Raw genomic sequence first — 18,203 nt, forward strand, 5'->3', positions numbered from 1 at the left:
GCTCGTCCTCGGCGGTCTCCCGGGGGCGGAAGCGGCCGTCGACGCCGCGCTGGCGGGACCCGTTGCGGGCGGGCGTGGGGTCGACGGCTTCCCGCCCACCGGTGGGGCGGTCGGCGGCGGGTGGGCGGTCGTCGGTGGACGGGCCGGTGGGTTGCTCGCGAGGGGTGCTCACCCGCTCATAATGTCCCGGAACGGGTTAACGCAAAATGAACTTGGGCGGGTAGCTCACGGCATCGTCGGCAACGTCACCCGGACGATCTCCCCGACGGTGTCGGTCTCGATCCGGACCCGCTGGCCCAGCCGGAGCAGCCGCAGCCCGGAGGCGTCGAACGCCCGGGCCGGGAAGGCCAGCTCGGTGCCGTCGTCGAGGAGCAGCACGCCGCTGCGCGTCGCCGCGTCGTAGGTGGCCACCGTGCCCTGCATGGCAGCACCGTACACCCCGCGCCGGGCCGGTCGGGTCAACCCGGGTGGGCGGCCGGCCGGTCGACGCCGGCCAGGGCGGCGGTGCGTGGCCCGAGCCCCAGCCGGGCGGCGGCGGCCAGGTCGGCGGCCGTGTCGACGTCCCGGCGCAGGGCCGGCCAGTCGCCGGTCAGCGGCAACGCGCCGCCCGCCAAATGAGCCGCCGCCGAGCCGACCCCGAACCGGGGGTCCAGCGGCACGCCGGGCGGCGCGGCGAGCAGCACGGTGCCGCTGCCCGGGGCGTCGGCCACGAACCGGCGTACCCCGGCAAGGCCGGCGGTGACCGCGTCCAGCGCGGCGGCCAGCTCGGCCGGGCGCAGCGCCGGCAGGTCCGCGGTGAGCCCGGCCACCCACGCCCCGCCGCCGGCGGTCGCAACCTCGGCGCCGTGCCGGAAGGCGGCGTTCAGGCCGGCGTCCGGCGCGTCCGGCACGGCCCGCGCGCCCGCCGCGCCGGCCATCGCCGCCACCAGCGGGTCGTCGGTGACCACCACCACGGCGGCCACCGCCGGGCACGCCCGCACCGCGGCGACCGTGTCGGCCGCCAGGGCCAGCGCCAGCTCCTCGTGGGGTACGCCGGGCAGCGCCCCGCGCAGCCGGCTCTTCGCCGCACCGAGACGCTTCACCGGTACCACCACCGTCCAGGTTCGCTGCCGCACGGGGCAATCCTGCCAGTCGGGCGCGGCACCCGCACTGGCCGTACCCGGGGCGAGCAGGCATGATTTCGCTGCGGGCAGCGCGGGCGGGTGCGGCGCGGGTCGGGGCTACGAGGAGGCAGGGTGACACGGCGCAGGCTGGGGTTCTGGCAACGGTTCGCCGTGCTGCTGGTGAAGCCCGTGATGGTGGTCTGGACCCGGCGCACCTGGCGGGGCATGGAGCAGCTGCGCCGCCCCGGCGGAATCATCATCGTGCCGAACCACCTCTCGCACGCCGACCCGCTGGTTTCCGCGCACTTCGTCTACGACGCGGGGCGCTGGCCCCGGTTTCTCGGCAAGGCCAGCGTCTTCCGGGTGCCGGTGGCGGGCTGGATCCTGCACCGGTGCCGGCAGATCCCGGTGGAACGGGGCACGGCGGACGCCGTCAAGTCGCTGGACACCCTGGTCGCCGCGCTCTCCGAGGGGGGCGCGGTGGTGATCTACCCGGAGGGGACCACCACCCGCGAGCCGGAGCTGTGGCCGATGAAGGGCAAGACCGGCGCCGCCCGGCTGGCGCTGGCCACCGGGGCCCCGGTGGTCCCCGTCGCCATGTGGGGCCCGGAGAAGCTCTTCGACCCGCGGACCAACCGGTTCAGCCTGCGGCCCCGCATCCCGGTGACCGTCGTCGCCGGTCCGCCGGTCGACCTGAGCCGGTGGGTCGGCTCGACGCCAACCAAGGCCACCCTGGAAGAGATGACCGAGGCCATCATGCTGCGCCTGCGCGACCAGCTCGCCGAGATCCGCGGCGGGACGCCGCCACCGTTGTGGGAACGGCCGTCCCGGCCCGCCGTCACCCGCTCCCTGCCGGTCGAGGGGGGTGCGGCGTGACCGGCCACGTGGCCGTGCTGGGGGCCGGGTCGTGGGGGACGGCGTTCGCCAAGATCCTCGCCGACGCCGGCCGGGACGTGACGATCTGGGCCCGGCGGCAGCCGGTGGCCGAGGCGATCCGGTCGCGTCGGCACAACCCGGAGTACCTGCCGGACCTGCGGCTGCCGGAACGGGTCACCGGCACCGCCGACGCCGCCGAGGCGATCACCGGCGCGGAGATCGTGGTGCTGGCCGTGCCGTCGCAGACGCTGCGCGGCAACCTCGCCGAGTGGACCGGCCACCTGCACCCGGACTCGACGCTGGTGTCGCTGATGAAGGGCATCGAGCTGGGCACCACCCGGCGGATGAGCGAGGTGATCGTGGAGACCGCCGGGGTCACCCCGGACCGGGTGGTGGTGGTCTCCGGCCCGAATCTCGCCCCCGAGATCGCCGCCGAGCAGCCCGCCGCCACCGTGGTCGCCGGCACCGACGACGACCGTGCCCAGCTCGTCCAGGCGTCGATCCGGACGCCGTACTTCCGGCCTTACACCAACGACGACGTGATCGGCTGCGAGCTGGGCGGGGCCGTGAAGAACGTGATCGCCCTCGCGTACGGCATCGCCACCGCGATGGGGTTCGGCGACAACACCCGGGCGATGCTGATGACCCGGGGGCTGGCCGAGACCGCCCGCCTCGGGGTGGCGCTCGGCGCGGACCCGATCACCTTCGCCGGGCTGGCCGGGATGGGCGACCTCGTGGCGTCCTGCTCGTCGCCGCTGGCCCGCAACCGGACCTTCGGCGAGCACCTGGGCCGGGGGGAGACCCTGGAGCAGGCCCAGTCGGCCACCCGGCAGACCGCCGAGGGCGTGAAGAGCTGCCTGGCCATCCGGGACCTGGCCCGCTCGCACGGGGTGGAGATGCCGATCACCGAGCAGATCGAGCGGATCTGTCACGAGGGGATGGACCCCCGGCTCGCCGTGGACGTGTTGATGAGCCGCACCGCCAAGCCCGAGTCGTACGAGTGAGGCCCGCATGAGCGCACCGACCAGTGACGGCGACGGCACCCGCTGCGTCCGGGCCGGCCTGCCCGAGCCGACCCCGGGGCAGCCGTTCCTGCCCGGGCCGGTCTTCGCCGCGACGTACCACCTCGACCCGTGGCAGGGGCCGGCGGCGACCCCGAACGGGTACGGCCGGCCGGACAACCCGACCCGCCGGCTGCTGGAGGCGGCCATCGGCGAGCTGGAGGGCGGTGACGTCCGGGTCTTCGCCAGCGGGCAGGCGGCCATCACCGGCCTGCTGCTGGCGCTGCTGCGCCCCGGCGACACCGTGCTGCTCCCCGCCGACGGGTACTACCCGATGCGGGCGTTCGCCACCGACACCCTCGCCGGGATCGGCGTGCGGGTGCTGTTCGCGCCGACCGCCGGGCCGTACCCGTCGTTCGACGGGGTCCGGCTGGTGCTGCTGGAGACCCCGGCCAACCCGGGCCTGGACGTCGCCGACATCGCCACGCTGGCCCGGGACGCGCACGCCGCCGGCGCCCTCGTCGCGGTCGACAACACCACCGCCACGCCGCTCGGCCAGCGCCCGCTGGATCTCGGCGCGGACCTGGTGGTCGCCTCCGGCACCAAGGCCCTGACCGGGCACTCCGACCTGCTGCTCGGCTACGTGGCGACCCGTACGCCGGAGCTGCTCGACCCGGTCACCGCCTGGCGCACCGTCACGGGCGCGGTGCCCGGGGCGTTCGACGCGTGGCTGGCGCACCGCTCGCTGGCCACTCTCGACCTGCGGCTGGCCCGGCAGTCCGCCAACGCCGAGGCGCTGGCCCGGCTGCTCGCCGGCCGTCCCGACGTGACGGGCCTGCGTTGGCCGGGCCTGCCCGACGACCCCGCGTACCCGGTGGCGGTGGCGCAGCTGCGCCGGATGCCCGGGATGCTCGCGTTCGACCTGGGCGACGCCGAGCGGGTCGGCCGGTTCGTCGACGCGGCCCGGCTGGTGGACGCGGCCACCTCGTTCGGCGGCCTGCACACCACGGCGGACCGCCGGGCCCAGTGGGGCGATGACACCGCCCCCGGCTTCGTCCGGCTCTCCTGCGGGGTGGAGGACACCGCCGACCTGCTGGCCGACGTCACCGCCGCTCTCGACGCCTGAGTGGAAGGCCGCCGCCTGGGGTCGCCGGGGCGCGGGTGGGGTGTGGTGGTGGCCCACCCGCCGGCCGGCGGTGCGGACCGGGCGGCGGGTGGACCACGACGAGGGGCCGGCGGGTGCCGGCCGGGGTGGGCCGCGCCGGCCGGCCGGGGCGGGACCCCCCGGCCGGCCGGGCGGCGGTCAGCGGCGGGGCGGGGCTGTGGCGAAGGCGGTCCAGGCTGTCGGCGGGAAGATCAGCGCCGGGCCGGCCGGGTCCTTGGAGTCGCGGACCGCGATCGCGTCGGGCACGACCGCCATCTCCACGCAGGCACCTTCGTCGCCGCTGCGGCTGCTCTTGCGCCATCGCGCCGCAGCCAGCGCCGCGCTCGTCGTCGGGGTCATGGTCCTACCGTCCTTTCAGGATGCGGAAGAGCTGTTCCCGGCTGGCCGCGGGGCTGAGCGCGACCGTCCGTAGATGCTCCATGATCTTGGTGCAGGTACGCAGGTCACCGGCCCGGTCCAGGACCATCTGCCCGGCCACCGTCTCCACCGACGCGATGATCGGATCCTCCGGGTCGGGGAACTCCAGGATGTGCAGCGAGCCCCGGGTGCCCCGGTGGTAGCCCGCGGCCAGCGGGATCACCTGGACGGTGATGTTGGGTAGCTCGGACGCCTTGAGCAGGTGGCGTAGTTGCTCCTCCATCACGCTCTCACCGCCCACCGGGCGCAGCAGTGCGCCCTCGTCGATGATCGCGTCGAGGATCGGCGGATTCTCGTCGGTGAGCCGCTGCTGGCGGTCGAGTCGCAGGTGGACCCGCTGCTCCACCTGGTCGTCGCTGAGGGTGTGCGGGCCGCCCCGCATGACCGCCCGGATGTAGTCCGCCGTCTGCAACAGGCCGGGCACCACCGAGGGCTCGAAGTTGGCGATGCCGCTCGCCTCCGCCTCCAGCGCGATGAAGTCGATGGTCCGCCGGTCCAGCAGGTACGAGTAGGACACCCACCAGCCCGGCTTGCGGGCGTCCTTGGCGAGCTGGACGGCTGCGGCGAGTTCGTCGGCGCCCACGCCGTAGAGGGTGAGCAGGGCGCGCACCGTGGCCGGGTTGATCAGCGTCTGGGCGTTCTCGTACCGGGACAGGGTGCTCCGGGTGCTGTTGATCTCGTCGGCGGCGGCCTCGAGGGTGAGGCCGGCCGCCTCCCGGTGGGTGCGCAGCGCGATGCCGAGCCGTCGGGCCCGGGCGGTCTTCGGTGCCATGCATTGATGGTGACACACATCTTCGGGAAGGTGTACATGAGAGAACGCCGATGAGAGTTGCATTCACGCCTATCCACATGTCAATGTGTGACCAGTTCCTCACCGCCGGTTGTCGTGGCGACGGTGGTGGTGAGTGACCGGAGGGGATGGGGCGCGTGGCGATCGGGTTTTCTCCCCCGTACCCGATCGCCACGTGCCGCCACCCGGGACGCACCAGAAGGGAGTCGCATGACGGTGATCGCCTCCTGGCCCAGGGTGTCGCGGTGCCGCTGGTGCGCGCATCCGGTGCTCCGCGACAACGACGACGCGTGGATCCACGCGAGCCTGGCCTACGTGTGCCGGGACCGTTCGGGTGGCCTCGCGGCGACCACGGCGGAGCCCGAACAGGCGTCCGCCCGGCCGGAGTGGGGCGGGACCGGAGGGCGGCCATGACCCGGTTCCTGGTGGTGCTGACCGACGTCCGGCCCGTCGACGGACCCGTCCGGGACGAGCGGCGCGCGCCCGAGCGGCGCCGTCAGGTGGTCGGCGCGAGCAGCCGGGAGGCGGCCGACCGGATCGCCGGCGCGTTCATGGCGCTGGGCATGGTGCGGGCCGGCCGGCAGCGGGTGAAGGTGATCGCGGTCGGTCGCCGCTACGGCATCTGACCGCCGGTCGGCCGCCGACCACCCCGAGCGTCCGAGCTGATGTGATTACGCTGCGTGTAGGCGATGTTGACCGGTTGCGGTGTATTGCCGCCCTCCCCGGGTATCGGCATCCATGCCTCGCCACCCACAGTAAGGTCAACCGGGTGAGCGCCATCAGCCTCGCATCGCGGACGAAAGGGTGACCGAGTGACCACCCCAGGCAAGACCCGTGTGGCCCTCGTCTTCGGCGGCCGAAGCCCCGAACACGGCATCTCCTGCGTCAGCGCCGGCAGCGTGCTCGGCGCGCTCGACCCGGACGAGTTCGAGGTGGTCCCCGTGGGCATCACCCGGGCCGGCAAGTGGGTGCTGACCAGCGGTGACCCTCGCGAGCTGGCGATCAGCGCCCGGCGGCTGCCGGAGATCACCGCCGAGGCCGGCGCCGACATCGTGCTGCGCGCCGACCCGACGGGCAACGGGCTGATGGTGCTCGACCCGACCCAGGGCCCCCAGGTGCTCGCCGACGTCGACGTGGTCTTCCCCGTCCTGCACGGCGCCTACGGCGAGGACGGCACCATCCAGGGCATGCTGGAGATGGCCGGCATCCCGTACGTCGGGGCGAACGTCTTCGCCTCCGCCGCCGCCATGGACAAGGAGTTCACCAAGAAGCTCTGCGCCGCCGAGGGCATCCCGGTCGGGCCGTACGCCGTGCTGCGCAACGGGGTGACCCTCTCCGAGGAGGACAAGCAGCGGCTCGGCCTGCCGGTCTTCGTCAAGCCGTCCCGGGCCGGCTCGTCGTTCGGCATCACCAAGGTCGACGACTGGGCCGACCTGGAGGCCGCCGTCGCCGTCGCCCGGGAGATCGACCCGAAGGTGCTGGTCGAGGGCGCGATCGTCGGCCGGGAGATCGAGTGCGGCGTGCTGGAGGACGAGGCCGGCGGCGGGGCCGAGGCGTCCCTGCTGGCCGAGGTGCGCGCCGGCGGCGAGCACGCCTGGTACGACTTCGAGGCGAAGTACCTCTCCGAGCCCGAGTACGACCTCCCGGCACCCCTGCCCGAGCACGTCACCCGCCAGGTCCAGGAGTACGCCGTCCGGGCGTTCGCCGCGCTGGACTGCGCCGGGCTGGCCCGGGTCGACTTCTTCGTCACCCCCGAGCTGGACGTCTACCTCAACGAGATCAACACCATGCCGGGGTTCACCCCGACGTCGATGTTCCCGCTGATGTGGGCCGCCTCCGGGCTGGAGTACCCGAAGCTGGTAAACCGCCTGATCCGCACCGCCCAGCGGCGCGGCGTAGGCCTGCACTGAACCCCGCACCCGGCCCCCTCCGCGCCGGGCGGGCCCGGCCCGCGCTCAGCCCGTGCAGCCGGCCGGGACGGCGCCGCCGGAGGGCACCGAGGCGACCACCACGTCGGAGATCGGGCTCACCCACTGCAGGGCCGACCCGTGCGCGTGGGGGACGGTGACCCGCACGGCGGTCTCCCGGTCGACGGTGGTGAGCACGGTCGCGTCCGGCCCCTCGACCGGGTACCAGCAGACCTTGTTGACCACCCAGACGTCGTCGGTGCTGCCGGGGGTGGGCTCGTCGCCGCCGCAGGCGACGGTGAGCGCCGGATCGCCGTACGCGGCGTTCTGCTCGGGGCCGGCGGTGACCGGCCGCTGGCCCAGGCCCCGCACGGTCGACGGGAGCTGCGACGTCAGGGCACGGCACACGATCTCGGGCCGGGCGGGCAGCTTCGGGGCGGCCATCTCGACCGGCGCGGTGGACTGCGGCTGGGCGCTGGTCGCCGCCGGGGCCGGCTCGGCGGCCGGGGTGTCCGGGGCGAGCTTGGCGAAGGTGAACCCGGCGACGGCCACGGTCACCGGGACGGCGATCAGCGTGGCCATCAGCGCCGCGCTCCGGTTGGCCCGGTCCCGGCGGGGCGGGACCTGGGCCTGCCCGTCAGCCACGTCGGCACCGGCGGTGTTATCGGTGTTGTCGGTCTTGTCGGGGGAGGAACTGATCTCGTCCACTTACAGGCGCACCACCGAACACGTGAGGGTGCGGGTGATGCCGGGCACCATCTGCACGTTGCTGACGATGAGTTTGCCGAGCTCGTCGACCGTGTTGGCCTCGGTGAGCACGACCACGTCGTACGGGCCGGTGACGGCGTCGACGCGTACCACGCCGGCAAGGTCCGCGATCAGATCGGCCACGTCACGCGCTCGGCCGACCTCGGTCTGGATGAGGATGTACGCCTGTACCACGACTCGACCTCCGTCCGTCGCCGCCCGCAGGCGGCCCGAAGGGTGAAACTACCTTACGGACCAGGTCTGATCCCTATCGGTGGCCAAGGAGAAGCGGTGAGCGAGCGCGACGGGCGCGACAGCGGATGGGGCGCGGGACGGTTCCGGGCCCACGGCGGGTACGGGCGCGACGGGGGACGGGCATGAGTGTGGCCGGGATCGGCGAGTTCGGGTTGATCGACCGGGTCACCGCCCGGCTGCCCCAGGGAGCGGCCTGCCTGCTGGGGCCCGGCGACGACGCGGCGGTGCTGGTCGCGCCGGACGCCCGCGTCGTCGCGTCCACCGACGTGCTGGTCGAGGGGCGGCACTTCCGGCGGGACTGGTCCAGCGCCCGGGACGTGGGGCACCGGGCGGCGGCGGCCAACCTGGCCGACATCGCGGCGATGGGCGGCACCCCGACCGCGCTGCTGGTGGCGTTGTGCATGCCGGCGGACCTGGACCCGGCCTGGACCGAGGAGTTGGCCGACGGGCTGGCCGCCGAGGCGGCCACGGTGGGGGCGAGCGTGGTCGGCGGCGACATGTCCGCCAGCCCGACGCTGACGATCGCGGTCACCGCCCTCGGTGACCTGGGCGGGCTGGCCCCGGTGCTCCGCTCGGGCGCCCGAGCGGGGGACGTGCTGGCCCTGGCCGGCCGCAGCGGGTACGCCGCCGCCGGGTACACCGTGCTGTCCCGGGGCTTCCGCACCCCGAAGCTGCTGGTCGAGGCGTACCGGCGGCCCGAGGTGCCGTACCCGGCCGGCCCGCACGCCGCCCGGCTCGGCGCCACCGCCATGATCGACGTGTCGGACGGGCTGCTGGCCGACCTCGGGCACGTGGCCCGGGCCAGCGGGGTCGGCATCGACGTGCGCCGGGACGCCTTCGAGGTGCCCCGGCAGATGCGCGACGCCGCCCAGGCGCTCGGGGCCGACCCGTACTCGTGGATCCTCGGCGGTGGCGACGACCACGCGCTGGCCGCGACCTTCCCCCCGGCGGTGGCGCTGCCCGCGCCGTGGCGGCCGGTCGGCCGGGTGGTGGAGGGCGGGGGTGTGACCGTCGACGGCGCACCGTACACCGGGCCGACCGGCTGGGACCACTTCCGGTAACGGCTGGTCAGGGACGTACCCTTCACCGGTGAGTGAGATTGAGATCCGCGCGACCCGCTTCGACTCGCCGGAGTCGCAGCGGCTCGTCCGGGCCGCCCTGGCGGACCTGGGTCAGCGGTACGGAGGCAGCGGGGACGACACCCCGGTCGACGCCGTCGAGTTCGAGCCGCCGGGCGGGGCGTTCCTGGTCGCGTACCTGGCCGGGGAGCCGGTGGGGTGCGGCGGCTGGCGCAGCCACGGCGACACCGGGGACACCGCGGAGCTGAAGCGGATGTACACCAGCCCTGCGGCGCGCGGACGAGGCGTGGCGCGGGCGGTGCTCGTGGCCGTCGAGCGGTCGGCGCGCGAGCACGGGCGCAAGCGGCTCATCCTGGAGTGCGGGGACAAGCAGCCCGAGGCGATCGCCATGTACACCTCGGCCGGGTACGAGAACATCCCGAACTTCGGGTACTACCAGGACGCCCCGGGCTGCCTCTCCTTCGGCCGTACCCTCTGACGCCCCCATCCCCGCCGTGCTCCGCCCCGAGGGCGGACACGAAAAGCCGGCGGGCCCTCAGGGGACCCGCCGGATTTCGGCGAAAGATGGGTCGGCGCTACCGCGTCAGGCGCGGGTGACCTTGCCGGCCTTGATGCAGGAGGTGCAGACCTGCAACTTCTTGGTGGTGCCGCCACCGGCCGGGGTGCGCACCGACTGGATGTTCGGGTTCCAGCGGCGGTTGGTCCGCCGGTGCGAGTGGGACACGTTGTGGCCGAAGCCCGGTCCCTTGCCACAGACGTCGCACACGCTAGCCACGGGATACTCCTGGGTGTTTTGAAACGTTCATGAGGTCGCCGCCAAGCGCTGCCCGGGCAACCTGGTCAGGTTACCCGATGCCCCCGTGCCTGGCCAACCGGCCCCTGTCGAGCATGACGGCTGTGCAGGCGCTCACCCGACCAGGCCGAGGGGCCGCGCGGCGGGGACGTCCGTGCGGCGGAGCGGCGAAGTGGGTGGCGGGGTGCGGTTGGGCGGTGGACACGCCGGAACGGGACGGTCGGCCCGGGCGCGTGTCGGTGCGCGCCAGTAGGCTTCTCGCCGTGCTGGACACCCTCGACGCCGCCGCGGTGCGCCGCTGGTGCGCGGGCGGGTTGGCCGCGCTCCGCCGGCACCAGGGGGAGATCGACGACCTCAACGTCTACCCGGTTCCCGACGGCGACACCGGCACCAACCTCGTGCTCACCCTCACCTCGGCCCAGCAGGCCCTGGCGATGGACCTGGCCACCGTAGGCGACGGCGGGTCCACCGAGCACGGGCACGCGCTGCGGCTGATGGCGCGCGGCGCGCTGCTCGGCGCCAGGGGCAACTCCGGGGTGATCCTGTCGCAGATCCTGCGCGGCTTCGCCGACGCCCTGGCCACCGTGCCGGCGGTGCGGGGCCGCCAGCTGGCCGCCGCGCTGCGCGACGCCACCGCGGCGGCGTACGCCGCTGTCGCCCGCCCGGTCGAGGGCACCCTGCTCAGCGTGGTCGCGGCGGCGGCCGGGGCGGCCGAGTCGGCGGACAGCGACGACCTGCGCATCGTCGCCCGGGAGGCGGCCGGGGCGGCGGCCCGGGCCTTGGCGCGCACCCCCGAGCAGTTGCCGGCCCTGGCTCGCGCCGGCGTGGTCGACGCCGGTGGTCGGGGGCTGTGCCTGCTGCTCGACGCGCTGGTCGAGGTGATCACGGGGGAAAGCCCGGCCCGGCCGGCGTTGGCCCCGCGCGAGGCCCGCCCGCCGGCCACCGCCGCCCGGGAGACCGGCTCGGCGGAGTACGCGTACGAGGTGCAGTTCCTGCTCGACGCCGGGCCCGAGGCGGTCACCCGGCTGCGGGAGATCCTGGCCGGGCTCGGCGACTCGCTCGTGGTGGTCGGCGACGGGCCCACCGATGCGGCGTCGACCACCTGGAACGTGCACGTGCACGTCAACGACGTGGGCGCGGCCGTGGAGGCGGGGGTGGAGGCCGGCCGGCCGTACCGGATCTCGGTGACCCGCTTCGCGGACCAGGTGGCCACGCCGACCCCGGCCCACCACGGCCGGGCGGCCGTGGTGGTCGCCTCCGGCGTCGGCATGGCGGAACTGTTCGAGGGCGAGGGGGCGACGGTGGTGCCGGGCAACCCGTCCATCGGTGAGCTGCTCGACGCCGTCCGGGCCACGGCGGCGGCCCGGGTGGTGGTGCTGCCCAATGACCCGAACACCCAGGCCGTGGCGAGCGCCGCCGCGCGGGAGGCGCACGCGCTCGGGGTGAAGGTCAGCGTGGTGCCGACCCGGTCGCCGGTGCAGGCGCTGGCCGCCCTCGCCGTGCGCGACCCGGAGCGCCGCTTCGCCGACGACGTGATCGCGATGGCCGAGGCCGCGGGCGCGTGCCGGTACGCCGAGGTCTGCTGGGCCAGCCGGGAGGCGCTGACCGTCGCCGGCCCGTGCCGCCCCGGTGACGTGCTCGCCCTGGTCGAGGGGGAGGTGCACCTGATCGGCGTCGACCTGGCCGACACCTGCGCCGCCGTGGTCGACCGGATGCTCGGCGGCGGCGGCGAGCTGGTCACCCTGCTCTCCGGCGCGGACGCCCCCGACGGGCTGGCCGAGGCCGTCCGCGAGCACGTCGCGCGGCGCTGGCCGTTCGTGGAGGTCCAGGCGTACCCGGGCGGCCAACCGCACTATCCGCTCCTGGTGGGGGTCGAATGACGACGTCCGAGCCGGCCACGGTCGACACGCCGCTGAAGAAGCTGGTCGGCGACAAGACGGCCAAGGCCCTGGCCGGGCACCTCGACCTGCACACCGCCGGTGACCTGGTCTACCACTTCCCCCGCCGGTACGACGAGCGCGGCGAGCACACCGACATCCGCTCGCTGGACGTCGGCGAGCAGGTCACCGTGCTGGCCCAGGTGCAGAGAACCGCCGTGCGGCCGATGCGCCAGCGCCGGGGCAACCTGCTGGAGGTGACCGTCGGGGACGACTCCGGCGGCGTGCTCACCCTGACCTTCTTCGGCAACCAGGCGTGGCGGGAGCGGGAGCTGCGCCCCGGCCGGTGGGGGCTGTTCGCCGGCAAGGTCACCGAGTTCCGGGGCAAGCGGCAGCTCAACGGCCCGGAGTACGTCATGCTCGGCGACGGCGGCGACGGTGAGGCCGCCGTCGACGAGGGGGTCGAGGAGTTCGCCGGTGCGTTGATCCCGGTGTACCCGGCTGCGGCGGCGGTGCCGACCTGGGTGATCGCCCGCTGCGTGCGGGTGGTGCTGGACACCTTCACCCCGCCGGAGGACCCGCAGCCCGCCACCGTCCGGGTCGACCGCAAACTGGTCGGGATCGACACCGCGCTGCGCGAGATCCACCGGCCGTCCAGCAAGGAGAACCTGTACCGGGCCCGCCGCCGGCTCAAGTGGGACGAGGCGTTCGCCGTGCAGCTCACCCTCGTGCAGCGCAAGCTCCGAGCCGCGGCCTGGCCGGCGAAGGCCCGGCCGCCGCGCGCCGGTGGGCTGCTCGACGCGTTCGACGCCCGGCTGCCGTACGACCTGACCCCCGGCCAGCGGACGGTCGGCGCGGAGATCGCCGCCGACCTGACCGTCGCGCACCCGATGCACCGGCTGCTCCAGGGCGAGGTCGGCTCCGGCAAGACGGTGGTGGCGCTGCGGGCGATGCTCCAGGTGGTCGACGCCGGCGGGCAGGCCGCGCTGCTCGCCCCGACCGAGGTCCTCGCCGCCCAGCACCACCGGGGGATGCTCGACCTGCTCGGCCCGCTCGCCCGGGCCGGCGAGCTGGGTGCGGCCGACGACGCCACCCGGGTCGAGCTGGTCACCGGCTCGCTCGGTGCGGCAGCCCGCCGGCAGGCCCTCGCCGAGGTGGCCGGCGGGCGGGCCGGGATCGTGCTGGGCACCCACGCTCTGCTGTACGAGGGGGTGGACTTCGCCGACCTGGGCCTCGTGGTGGTCGACGAGCAGCACCGGTTCGGCGTGGAGCAGCGCGACGCGTTGCGCTCCAAGGCCGACCAGCCGCCGCACGTGCTGGTGATGACGGCCACCCCGATCCCGCGCACGGTGGCGATGACCGTCTACGGCGACCTGGAGACGTCCACCCTGTCCCAGCTCCCGCAGGGGCGTTCGCCGATCGCCTCGCACGTGGTGCCGGCCGCCGAGAAGCCGGCCTTCCTGGACCGGGCCTGGCGCCGGCTCCGCGAGGAGGTCGCCGCCGGTCACCAGGCGTACGTGGTGTGCCCCCGGATCGGCGAGGGACCGGCGTCGGAGGAGGAGCCGCCCCGCGAGGACGACAACGGTCGACGGCCCCCGCTCGCGGTGACCGAGGTCGCCCCGCTGCTCGCCGAGGGGCCGCTGCACGGGCTGCGGATCGGCGTCCTGCACGGGAAGCTGCCCGCCGACGAGAAGGACGCCGTGATGCGCTCCTTCGCCGCCGGCGACCTGGACGTGCTGGTCGCCACCACGGTCATCGAGGTCGGCGTCGACGTGCCCAACGCCACCGTGATGATCGTGCTGGACGCCGACCGGTTCGGCATGTCCCAGCTGCACCAGCTGCGCGGTCGGGTGGGCCGGGGCTCGGCGGCCGGGCTCTGCCTGCTGGTCAGCGAGGCGGCCGAGGGCTCCTCGGCCCGGGAGCGCCTCGACGCGGTGGCGTCCACCACGGACGGTTTCAAGCTCGCCGAGCTGGACTTGGAGCAGCGCCGCGAGGGCGACGTGCTCGGGGCCACCCAGTCCGGCCGGCGCTCGCACCTGCGGCTCCTGTCGCTGCTACGCGACGCCGACCTGATCCGGGACGCCCGGGCTGAGGCGATCGCCCTGGTCGAGGAGGACCCGGAGCTGGAACGCCACCCGGCGCTGGCCGCCTCGGTGGCCGCCCTGGTCGACGAGGAACGCGCGGAGTACCTGGAGAAGGGCTGATTCCGCCCCGGGCGGGCTGATCGACTCCGGGTGGGGCACCGGGTGGCCCTCGTGGAGGCGCGTCCGCGCCTAGGCTCGACCGATGTCGACCCCGTCTCTCCTTCGTGGCATGGTGCTGCTGGCCCAGGGCGACCGGCGCGCCGTCGAGCAGGCCACCGGCCTAGCCGACGACGCCACCGGTCAGCCCTGCTCCGGCCGGACCCGGTTTCAGATCGCCTCGATCAGCAAGAACATGGCCGCCGCGGCCGTCCTGCTCCTCGCCGAGCGGGAAAGGCTCGACGTGCACGATCCCGTCGACCGGTGGGTGCCGAACTGCCCGCCGGCCTGGCGGCCCATCACCCTGCACCACCTGCTCACCCACACCTCGGGCCTCGGGCACTGGGCGGAGTACCCGCTGCTCGACCTGGCCGGCGCGATCGACCCCGACGAGCTGCTGGCCGCGTTCCGCGCGGTCCCGCCGCTGTTCGACCCCGGTGCGGGCTGGCACTACAGCAGCCCGGGTTACGTCCTGCTCGCCCGCGCCGTCGAGCGGGCCGCCGACCGGCCGTACCGGGACTTCCTGGCGGAGGAGGTCTTCGCGCCGCTGGGCATGACCGGCAGCTTCGCCGGCTCCGGCGCGGGACACGCCGACGTGGCGACGGGCCACTCCGGCGGCCGTCCGGTGCACTCCTGGGACCTGGACACGGTGAGCATGGGCGCAGGTGATGTCTGGTGCACCGCCGACGACCTACTGGCCTGGCTCGACGGGCTGCGGGACGCCCGACTGCTCACCCCCGCCTCGGTCGCGCGGATGATCACCGCGTACGCGCCGACCGGTTCCGGCCCGCAGGCTTACGGGTACGGCTGCTTCGTCGGCCCGCTGGCGGGGGAGCGGTCGGTCGGCCACTCCGGGCACAACCTCGGCTTCAAGGCGTTCGTCGCCTGGCTGCCGGACTCCGACCGCCGGCTGGTCGTGCTGACCAACGACGACGAGGACCCGGTCGCCCACACCCTGACCGACCACCTCCTCACCACCGACTGACCACTCGCACCCGCCGCGTCCCGCGTGAGCGCTCTTTCTCGGATTTGGTGGCCTCCGGCGAGCACGACGCCACCAATTCCGGGAAAGAGCGCGACTCTGCGGGGTGGGGGACGGCCCGGATGGGGCGAGGGCGCGTCGGCCGGGTGGTCGACGCGCCCTCGGGTCGTGCGGTTCGGGGAAACCCGCTCAGGTCAGCGGGTCAGGGTGGGTCGGTGGGTCAGGAGGTGAAGCGGATCCGCCGACGCCGGGCGACGACGAAGAGCACCGCGCCGGCCGCCAGCAGGGCCACAGCGCCTGCGGCGATGCCGCCGGCCGCCGCGCCGGTCACCGGCAGGCCACCGTCCTGGTCGCCGCCACCGGTGCCGCCATCGTCGCAGCCGGAGATCGGAGCGGTCCACTTGATCGGCCCGGCGGACTCCAGGTCGCCGGTGATGACGACGGTCAGGCCCTTGGAGGCCGGGAAGCGCAGGGACTTGTTGGTGCCCGGCTCGATGGTGACGGTCTGCGGCTTGCCGGTGCTCGGGGTGAAGGTCGAGGTCAGGCTGACGCCGTTCTTCGGGTTCTGGATCAGCAGGTACAGATCGTCGCAGGTGGACTCGTAGGAGGTCTCCGGCTCGCCGACCCCGGGCTCCTGGCACTCCGCCGGGGCCTTTTGGGTGCCGGTCCAGAGGCTCTTCCCGTTCGCGGTGACGGTGATCTGGCCGTCCACCGCAGCGGCGTCCAGCTCGACCTTCTCGATGCTGCGCAGGGCGACCGTGACGGCCTTGTTGAAGCCCTTGTCGGTGGCGATCACGAAGTTCGCCGCGGCGTTGCCGTCGCGGTTGATCAGGTTGAACGTGACCTTGCCCTGGCAGTCGGACTCGACGACCACCTCGGGGGCAGCCTCGCAGGTCTCGCCGCCGCCGTTGTACCAGGCATGCGGGCCCTTCGACTGGGAGCCGATGCCCTTGGGGCTGCCGACCTTGCGGTTGCGGTAGAGGTCCTTCTCCGTCAGCGGGTCAATGATCTTGTCGCCGAAGACGAAGTCGACCTGGGTGTAGCAGGTGGGGACCTCGACCTTGAACTTCAGCGTGGACCGGGTGCCCACCTCGTCCTTGGCGACCGAGGTGAACTTGTCGACCGACTTGCTCAGCACGTACTGCGGGAACTCGACCTTCGCCGATGGGGCGACGTATGAGACCAGCGCGAAGGCCTGCTCCTCGCCCTCGCAGAGCGGGCCGTTGACCAGCGTGATGCTGGCCTCGCCGCGCTTGCCGCGGAAGGTGTGCGTGTACCGCGCGTCGGCGGCGCTGACGCAGGTCGGCCCCTCGGGGGCGGGCGGGGCCGGCGACTCGCTTGCGGACGGCGTCGGCGCGGGCGAGGCCGGGGAGGCCGACGGGGACGGGGACGGGCTGGTGGCCAGCGCCGGCGACGACGCCGCGAACGCCGTGGCGAGGCCGGCCAGGGCGGCGGCGGCCACGACGATCGGCCGCCGCGGCGACAGCTTGGGACGGATCACGCGTACTCCCGGGGTGAAGAAAGCATCAGGGGTGCGGCGCGGGGTAGCGGGGGTCATCTGTCGCGGCCGGGTGCGGCGCGCCCGCGACGACGCCTCCCGGCGCCGGTGGGCCGGCGGGACGCGGCCGGCACCCGGCAGACCCTAGCGAGAACGGGCCGGCCGGCACAGCGCACGGAAACCCCCGGAAGCGATGTTATAGATTTGAGATTATTGATGTACGCCCGGTGATCGTGGCGTGACCCTTTAGGCACGCACCGTGGCGCCCCCCGGGGTCGCGTAGCGTCGGGGCATGAGCAGGAGCAGGCGGTGACCCGGATCGTGGCCGGGACGCTCGGCGGCCGGCGGATCGCCGCGCCGCCCGGCGCCGGCACCCGACCCACCTCCGACCGGGTGCGGGAGGCTCTGTTCAGCGCGGTGCAGGCCGACGTCGACCTGGCCGGTGCGCGCTTCGCCGACCTGTACGCCGGGTCCGGCGCGGTCGGGCTGGAGGCGCTGTCCCGGGGCGCGGCACACGTGCTGCTGGTCGAGTCCGATCCCCGGGCCGCCCGCGTGGTCCGGGAGAACATCGCCGCGCTGCGGGCCGCCCCGGCCGCCCGGCTGGTCACCGGCCGGGTCGCCACGGTGCTGGCGGCCGGGCCGGACGGCGGGCCGTACGACGTGGTGTTCGCCGATCCGCCGTACGCCGTGTCCGACGCCGAGGTCACCGAGCTGTTGGCCGCGCTGGTCGACGGCGACTGGCTGGCGGCTGACGCCCTGGTGGTGGTGGAACGGTCCAGCCGGACCGGCCCGGTCGGCTGGGTGCCGGGCGTCGCCGGGGAGCGTAGCCGTCGATACGGCGAGACCACCCTTTGGTACGGTCGCCGCTCATGAGACGTGCGGTGTGTCCCGGCTCGTTCGACCCGGTCACCAATGGACACCTCGACATCATCGGGCGGGCCGCCCGACTCTTCGACGAGGTGATCGTCGGCGTGCTGGTGAACCAGTCGAAGAGCGGCCTGTTCACGGTCGAGGAGCGGATCGACATGCTCCGGGAGGTGACGTCCTCCTACGACAACGTGCGGGTCGCGTCCTTCCGTGGCCTGCTGGTCGACTTCTGCCGGGCGCAGCAGGCCAGTGTGCTGATCAAGGGCCTGCGGGCGGTCAGCGACTTCGACTACGAGCTCCAGATGGCCCAGATGAACATCGGCCTGGCCGGGGTGGAGACGTTGTTCATGCCGACCAACCCGCTCTACTCCTTCCTCTCCTCCAGCCTGGTCAAGGACGTGGCCAAGTGGGGCGGCGACATCTCCTCCCACGTCCCGGACCTGGTCCGGGACGCCCTCCGGTCCCGCCTCACCCCGCACCCCTGACCCGCGCGCCCGATCTCGTGCGTCGGCCAGCGGATCGCCCCGTTGCGGGCGATTCGTCGGGCCTACGCGTGCCCGATCGGCCCCGTCGGGCGCGACACGACGCGCGCCGGACGGGGTGGAC

At 74.3% G+C, this 18,203-nt stretch carries 21 protein-coding genes; 13 read left to right on the forward strand and 8 right to left on the reverse strand.

What is annotated here, in order from left to right:
* Positions 1-225: 225 nt before the first annotated feature.
* Together ACQPZO_RS07025 and cofC are read right to left on the reverse strand one after the other, a co-directional pair.
* Positions 226-423 carry a cold-shock protein gene (locus ACQPZO_RS07025; protein ID WP_350885811.1) on the reverse strand — a complete coding sequence of 66 codons (198 nt, stop codon included), beginning with the start codon at positions 421-423 and terminating at the stop codon, positions 226-228.
* A 35-nt stretch (positions 424-458) separates the two neighbouring features.
* Positions 459-1,115 carry a 2-phospho-L-lactate guanylyltransferase gene (gene cofC / locus ACQPZO_RS07030; RefSeq protein ID WP_433348106.1) on the reverse strand — a complete coding sequence of 219 codons (657 nt, stop codon included), beginning with the start codon at positions 1,113-1,115 and terminating at the stop codon, positions 459-461.
* Positions 1,116-1,235: 120 nt separating this feature from the next.
* Between cofC and ACQPZO_RS07035 the strand changes: the two genes are divergently transcribed.
* From ACQPZO_RS07035 to ACQPZO_RS07045, 3 genes are read left to right on the forward strand one after another with little or no spacing between them, the layout of a single operon-like run.
* Positions 1,236-1,979, forward strand: a complete 744-nt coding sequence (locus ACQPZO_RS07035; protein ID WP_433348108.1) for a lysophospholipid acyltransferase family protein — start codon at positions 1,236-1,238, stop codon at positions 1,977-1,979.
* On the forward strand, positions 1,976-2,983 hold the full coding sequence (locus tag ACQPZO_RS07040; RefSeq protein WP_433348110.1) for an NAD(P)H-dependent glycerol-3-phosphate dehydrogenase: 1,008 nt from the start codon (positions 1,976-1,978) through the stop codon (positions 2,981-2,983). The genes ACQPZO_RS07035 and ACQPZO_RS07040 overlap by 4 nt, the downstream gene beginning before the upstream one ends.
* Before the next feature lie 7 nt (positions 2,984-2,990).
* Positions 2,991-4,106: a cystathionine gamma-lyase gene (locus ACQPZO_RS07045; protein WP_433348112.1), complete on the forward strand. Its 1,116-nt coding sequence runs from the start codon at positions 2,991-2,993 to the stop codon at positions 4,104-4,106.
* 177 nt (positions 4,107-4,283) lie between these two features.
* On the opposite strand, the gene ACQPZO_RS07050 is transcribed toward ACQPZO_RS07045, so the two are convergent.
* Complete coding sequence (locus ACQPZO_RS07050; RefSeq protein ID WP_405112796.1) at positions 4,284-4,484, reverse strand: DUF397 domain-containing protein; 201 nt, start codon at positions 4,482-4,484, stop codon at positions 4,284-4,286.
* 4 nt (positions 4,485-4,488) lie between these two features.
* Positions 4,489-5,334, reverse strand: a complete 846-nt coding sequence (locus tag ACQPZO_RS07055; protein WP_433348115.1) for a helix-turn-helix domain-containing protein — start codon at positions 5,332-5,334, stop codon at positions 4,489-4,491.
* 228 nt (positions 5,335-5,562) lie between these two features.
* Between ACQPZO_RS07055 and ACQPZO_RS07060 the strand changes: the two genes are divergently transcribed.
* The 3 genes from ACQPZO_RS07060 (at position 5,563) to ACQPZO_RS07070 (ending at position 7,262) form a co-directional block, all read left to right on the forward strand.
* Complete coding sequence (locus ACQPZO_RS07060; RefSeq protein WP_433348116.1) at positions 5,563-5,766, forward strand: hypothetical protein; 204 nt, start codon at positions 5,563-5,565, stop codon at positions 5,764-5,766.
* Positions 5,763-5,978, forward strand: coding sequence for a hypothetical protein (locus tag ACQPZO_RS07065; protein ID WP_433348118.1), 216 nt, complete (start codon positions 5,763-5,765; stop codon positions 5,976-5,978). The genes ACQPZO_RS07060 and ACQPZO_RS07065 overlap by 4 nt, the downstream gene beginning before the upstream one ends.
* Positions 5,979-6,164: 186 nt before the next feature.
* Complete coding sequence (locus ACQPZO_RS07070) at positions 6,165-7,262, forward strand: D-alanine--D-alanine ligase family protein (protein ID WP_433348120.1); 1,098 nt, start codon at positions 6,165-6,167, stop codon at positions 7,260-7,262.
* A gap of 45 nt (positions 7,263-7,307) precedes the next feature.
* Here ACQPZO_RS07070 and ACQPZO_RS07075 read toward each other — a convergent pair whose 3' ends face one another.
* Both ACQPZO_RS07075 and ACQPZO_RS07080 read right to left on the reverse strand, forming a co-directional pair.
* Positions 7,308-7,958 (reverse strand): DUF3515 family protein, encoded by a 651-nt coding sequence (locus ACQPZO_RS07075; RefSeq protein ID WP_433350846.1) that lies wholly within the window; start codon positions 7,956-7,958, stop codon positions 7,308-7,310.
* A gap of 9 nt (positions 7,959-7,967) precedes the next feature.
* The gene (locus tag ACQPZO_RS07080) at positions 7,968-8,201 is read right to left on the reverse strand and encodes an Lrp/AsnC ligand binding domain-containing protein (protein WP_161687828.1); all 234 of its coding nucleotides are present in this window, start codon (positions 8,199-8,201) and stop codon (positions 7,968-7,970) included.
* Between the two features lie 182 nt (positions 8,202-8,383).
* On the opposite strand from ACQPZO_RS07080, the gene ACQPZO_RS07085 reads away from it, so the two are divergent.
* Positions 8,384-9,322, forward strand: coding sequence for a thiamine-phosphate kinase (locus ACQPZO_RS07085; protein WP_433348123.1), 939 nt, complete (start codon positions 8,384-8,386; stop codon positions 9,320-9,322).
* A 28-nt stretch (positions 9,323-9,350) separates the two neighbouring features.
* Positions 9,351-9,818, forward strand: coding sequence for a GNAT family N-acetyltransferase (locus ACQPZO_RS07090; protein WP_433348125.1), 468 nt, complete (start codon positions 9,351-9,353; stop codon positions 9,816-9,818).
* A 105-nt stretch (positions 9,819-9,923) separates the two neighbouring features.
* Here the strand turns inward: ACQPZO_RS07090 and rpmB are convergent, their stop codons facing one another.
* The gene (gene rpmB / locus ACQPZO_RS07095) at positions 9,924-10,115 is read right to left on the reverse strand and encodes a 50S ribosomal protein L28 (RefSeq protein ID WP_013284551.1); all 192 of its coding nucleotides are present in this window, start codon (positions 10,113-10,115) and stop codon (positions 9,924-9,926) included.
* Between the two features lie 281 nt (positions 10,116-10,396).
* On the opposite strand from rpmB, the gene ACQPZO_RS07100 reads away from it, so the two are divergent.
* The 3 genes from ACQPZO_RS07100 to ACQPZO_RS07110 all read left to right on the forward strand — a co-directional run bounded on the left by ACQPZO_RS07100 (position 10,397) and on the right by ACQPZO_RS07110 (position 15,235).
* Positions 10,397-12,013 carry a DAK2 domain-containing protein gene (locus tag ACQPZO_RS07100; protein ID WP_433348127.1) on the forward strand — a complete coding sequence of 539 codons (1,617 nt, stop codon included), beginning with the start codon at positions 10,397-10,399 and terminating at the stop codon, positions 12,011-12,013.
* Positions 12,010-14,214, forward strand: a complete 2,205-nt coding sequence (recG, locus tag ACQPZO_RS07105) for an ATP-dependent DNA helicase RecG (RefSeq protein WP_433348129.1) — start codon at positions 12,010-12,012, stop codon at positions 14,212-14,214. The genes ACQPZO_RS07100 and recG overlap by 4 nt, the downstream gene beginning before the upstream one ends.
* Positions 14,215-14,296: 82 nt before the next feature.
* The gene (locus ACQPZO_RS07110; RefSeq protein WP_433348131.1) at positions 14,297-15,235 is read left to right on the forward strand and encodes a serine hydrolase domain-containing protein; all 939 of its coding nucleotides are present in this window, start codon (positions 14,297-14,299) and stop codon (positions 15,233-15,235) included.
* Between the two features lie 217 nt (positions 15,236-15,452).
* Here ACQPZO_RS07110 and ACQPZO_RS07115 read toward each other — a convergent pair whose 3' ends face one another.
* Positions 15,453-16,733 carry a hypothetical protein gene (locus ACQPZO_RS07115; RefSeq protein WP_433348133.1) on the reverse strand — a complete coding sequence of 427 codons (1,281 nt, stop codon included), beginning with the start codon at positions 16,731-16,733 and terminating at the stop codon, positions 15,453-15,455.
* A 306-nt stretch (positions 16,734-17,039) separates the two neighbouring features.
* On the opposite strand from ACQPZO_RS07115, the gene rsmD reads away from it, so the two are divergent.
* Both rsmD and coaD read left to right on the forward strand, forming a co-directional pair.
* Positions 17,040-17,603: a 16S rRNA (guanine(966)-N(2))-methyltransferase RsmD gene (gene rsmD, locus ACQPZO_RS07120; protein WP_433348135.1), complete on the forward strand. Its 564-nt coding sequence runs from the start codon at positions 17,040-17,042 to the stop codon at positions 17,601-17,603.
* Positions 17,600-18,082, forward strand: a complete 483-nt coding sequence (gene coaD / locus ACQPZO_RS07125) for a pantetheine-phosphate adenylyltransferase (protein ID WP_387016554.1) — start codon at positions 17,600-17,602, stop codon at positions 18,080-18,082. Before rsmD ends, coaD begins: the two co-directional genes overlap by 4 nt.
* Positions 18,083-18,203 lie beyond the last annotated feature (121 nt).

It is taken from the genome of Micromonospora sp. CA-111912 (assembly GCF_050948415.1).
GTDB lineage: Bacteria > Actinomycetota > Actinomycetes > Mycobacteriales > Micromonosporaceae > Micromonospora.

Bases quoted from the DNA above. Each gene is read 5' to 3' on its own strand.
- ACQPZO_RS07025 (WP_350885811.1), bottom strand. From the start codon at position 423: ATGCAGGGCACGGTGGCCACCTACGACGCGGCGACGCGCAGCGGCGTG.
- ACQPZO_RS07045 (WP_433348112.1), top strand. From the start codon at position 2,991: ATGAGCGCACCGACCAGTGACGGCGACGGCACCCGCTGCGTCCGGGCC.
- ACQPZO_RS07050 (WP_405112796.1), bottom strand. From the start codon at position 4,484: ATGACCCCGACGACGAGCGCGGCGCTGGCTGCGGCGCGATGGCGCAAG.
- ACQPZO_RS07055 (WP_433348115.1), bottom strand. From the start codon at position 5,334: ATGGCACCGAAGACCGCCCGGGCCCGACGGCTCGGCATCGCGCTGCGC.
- ACQPZO_RS07060 (WP_433348116.1), top strand. From the start codon at position 5,563: ATGACGGTGATCGCCTCCTGGCCCAGGGTGTCGCGGTGCCGCTGGTGC.
- ACQPZO_RS07065 (WP_433348118.1), top strand. From the start codon at position 5,763: ATGACCCGGTTCCTGGTGGTGCTGACCGACGTCCGGCCCGTCGACGGA.
- ACQPZO_RS07085 (WP_433348123.1), top strand. From the start codon at position 8,384: ATGAGTGTGGCCGGGATCGGCGAGTTCGGGTTGATCGACCGGGTCACC.
- recG (WP_433348129.1), top strand. From the start codon at position 12,010: ATGACGACGTCCGAGCCGGCCACGGTCGACACGCCGCTGAAGAAGCTG.
- ACQPZO_RS07110 (WP_433348131.1), top strand. From the start codon at position 14,297: ATGTCGACCCCGTCTCTCCTTCGTGGCATGGTGCTGCTGGCCCAGGGC.
- coaD (WP_387016554.1), top strand. From the start codon at position 17,600: ATGAGACGTGCGGTGTGTCCCGGCTCGTTCGACCCGGTCACCAATGGA.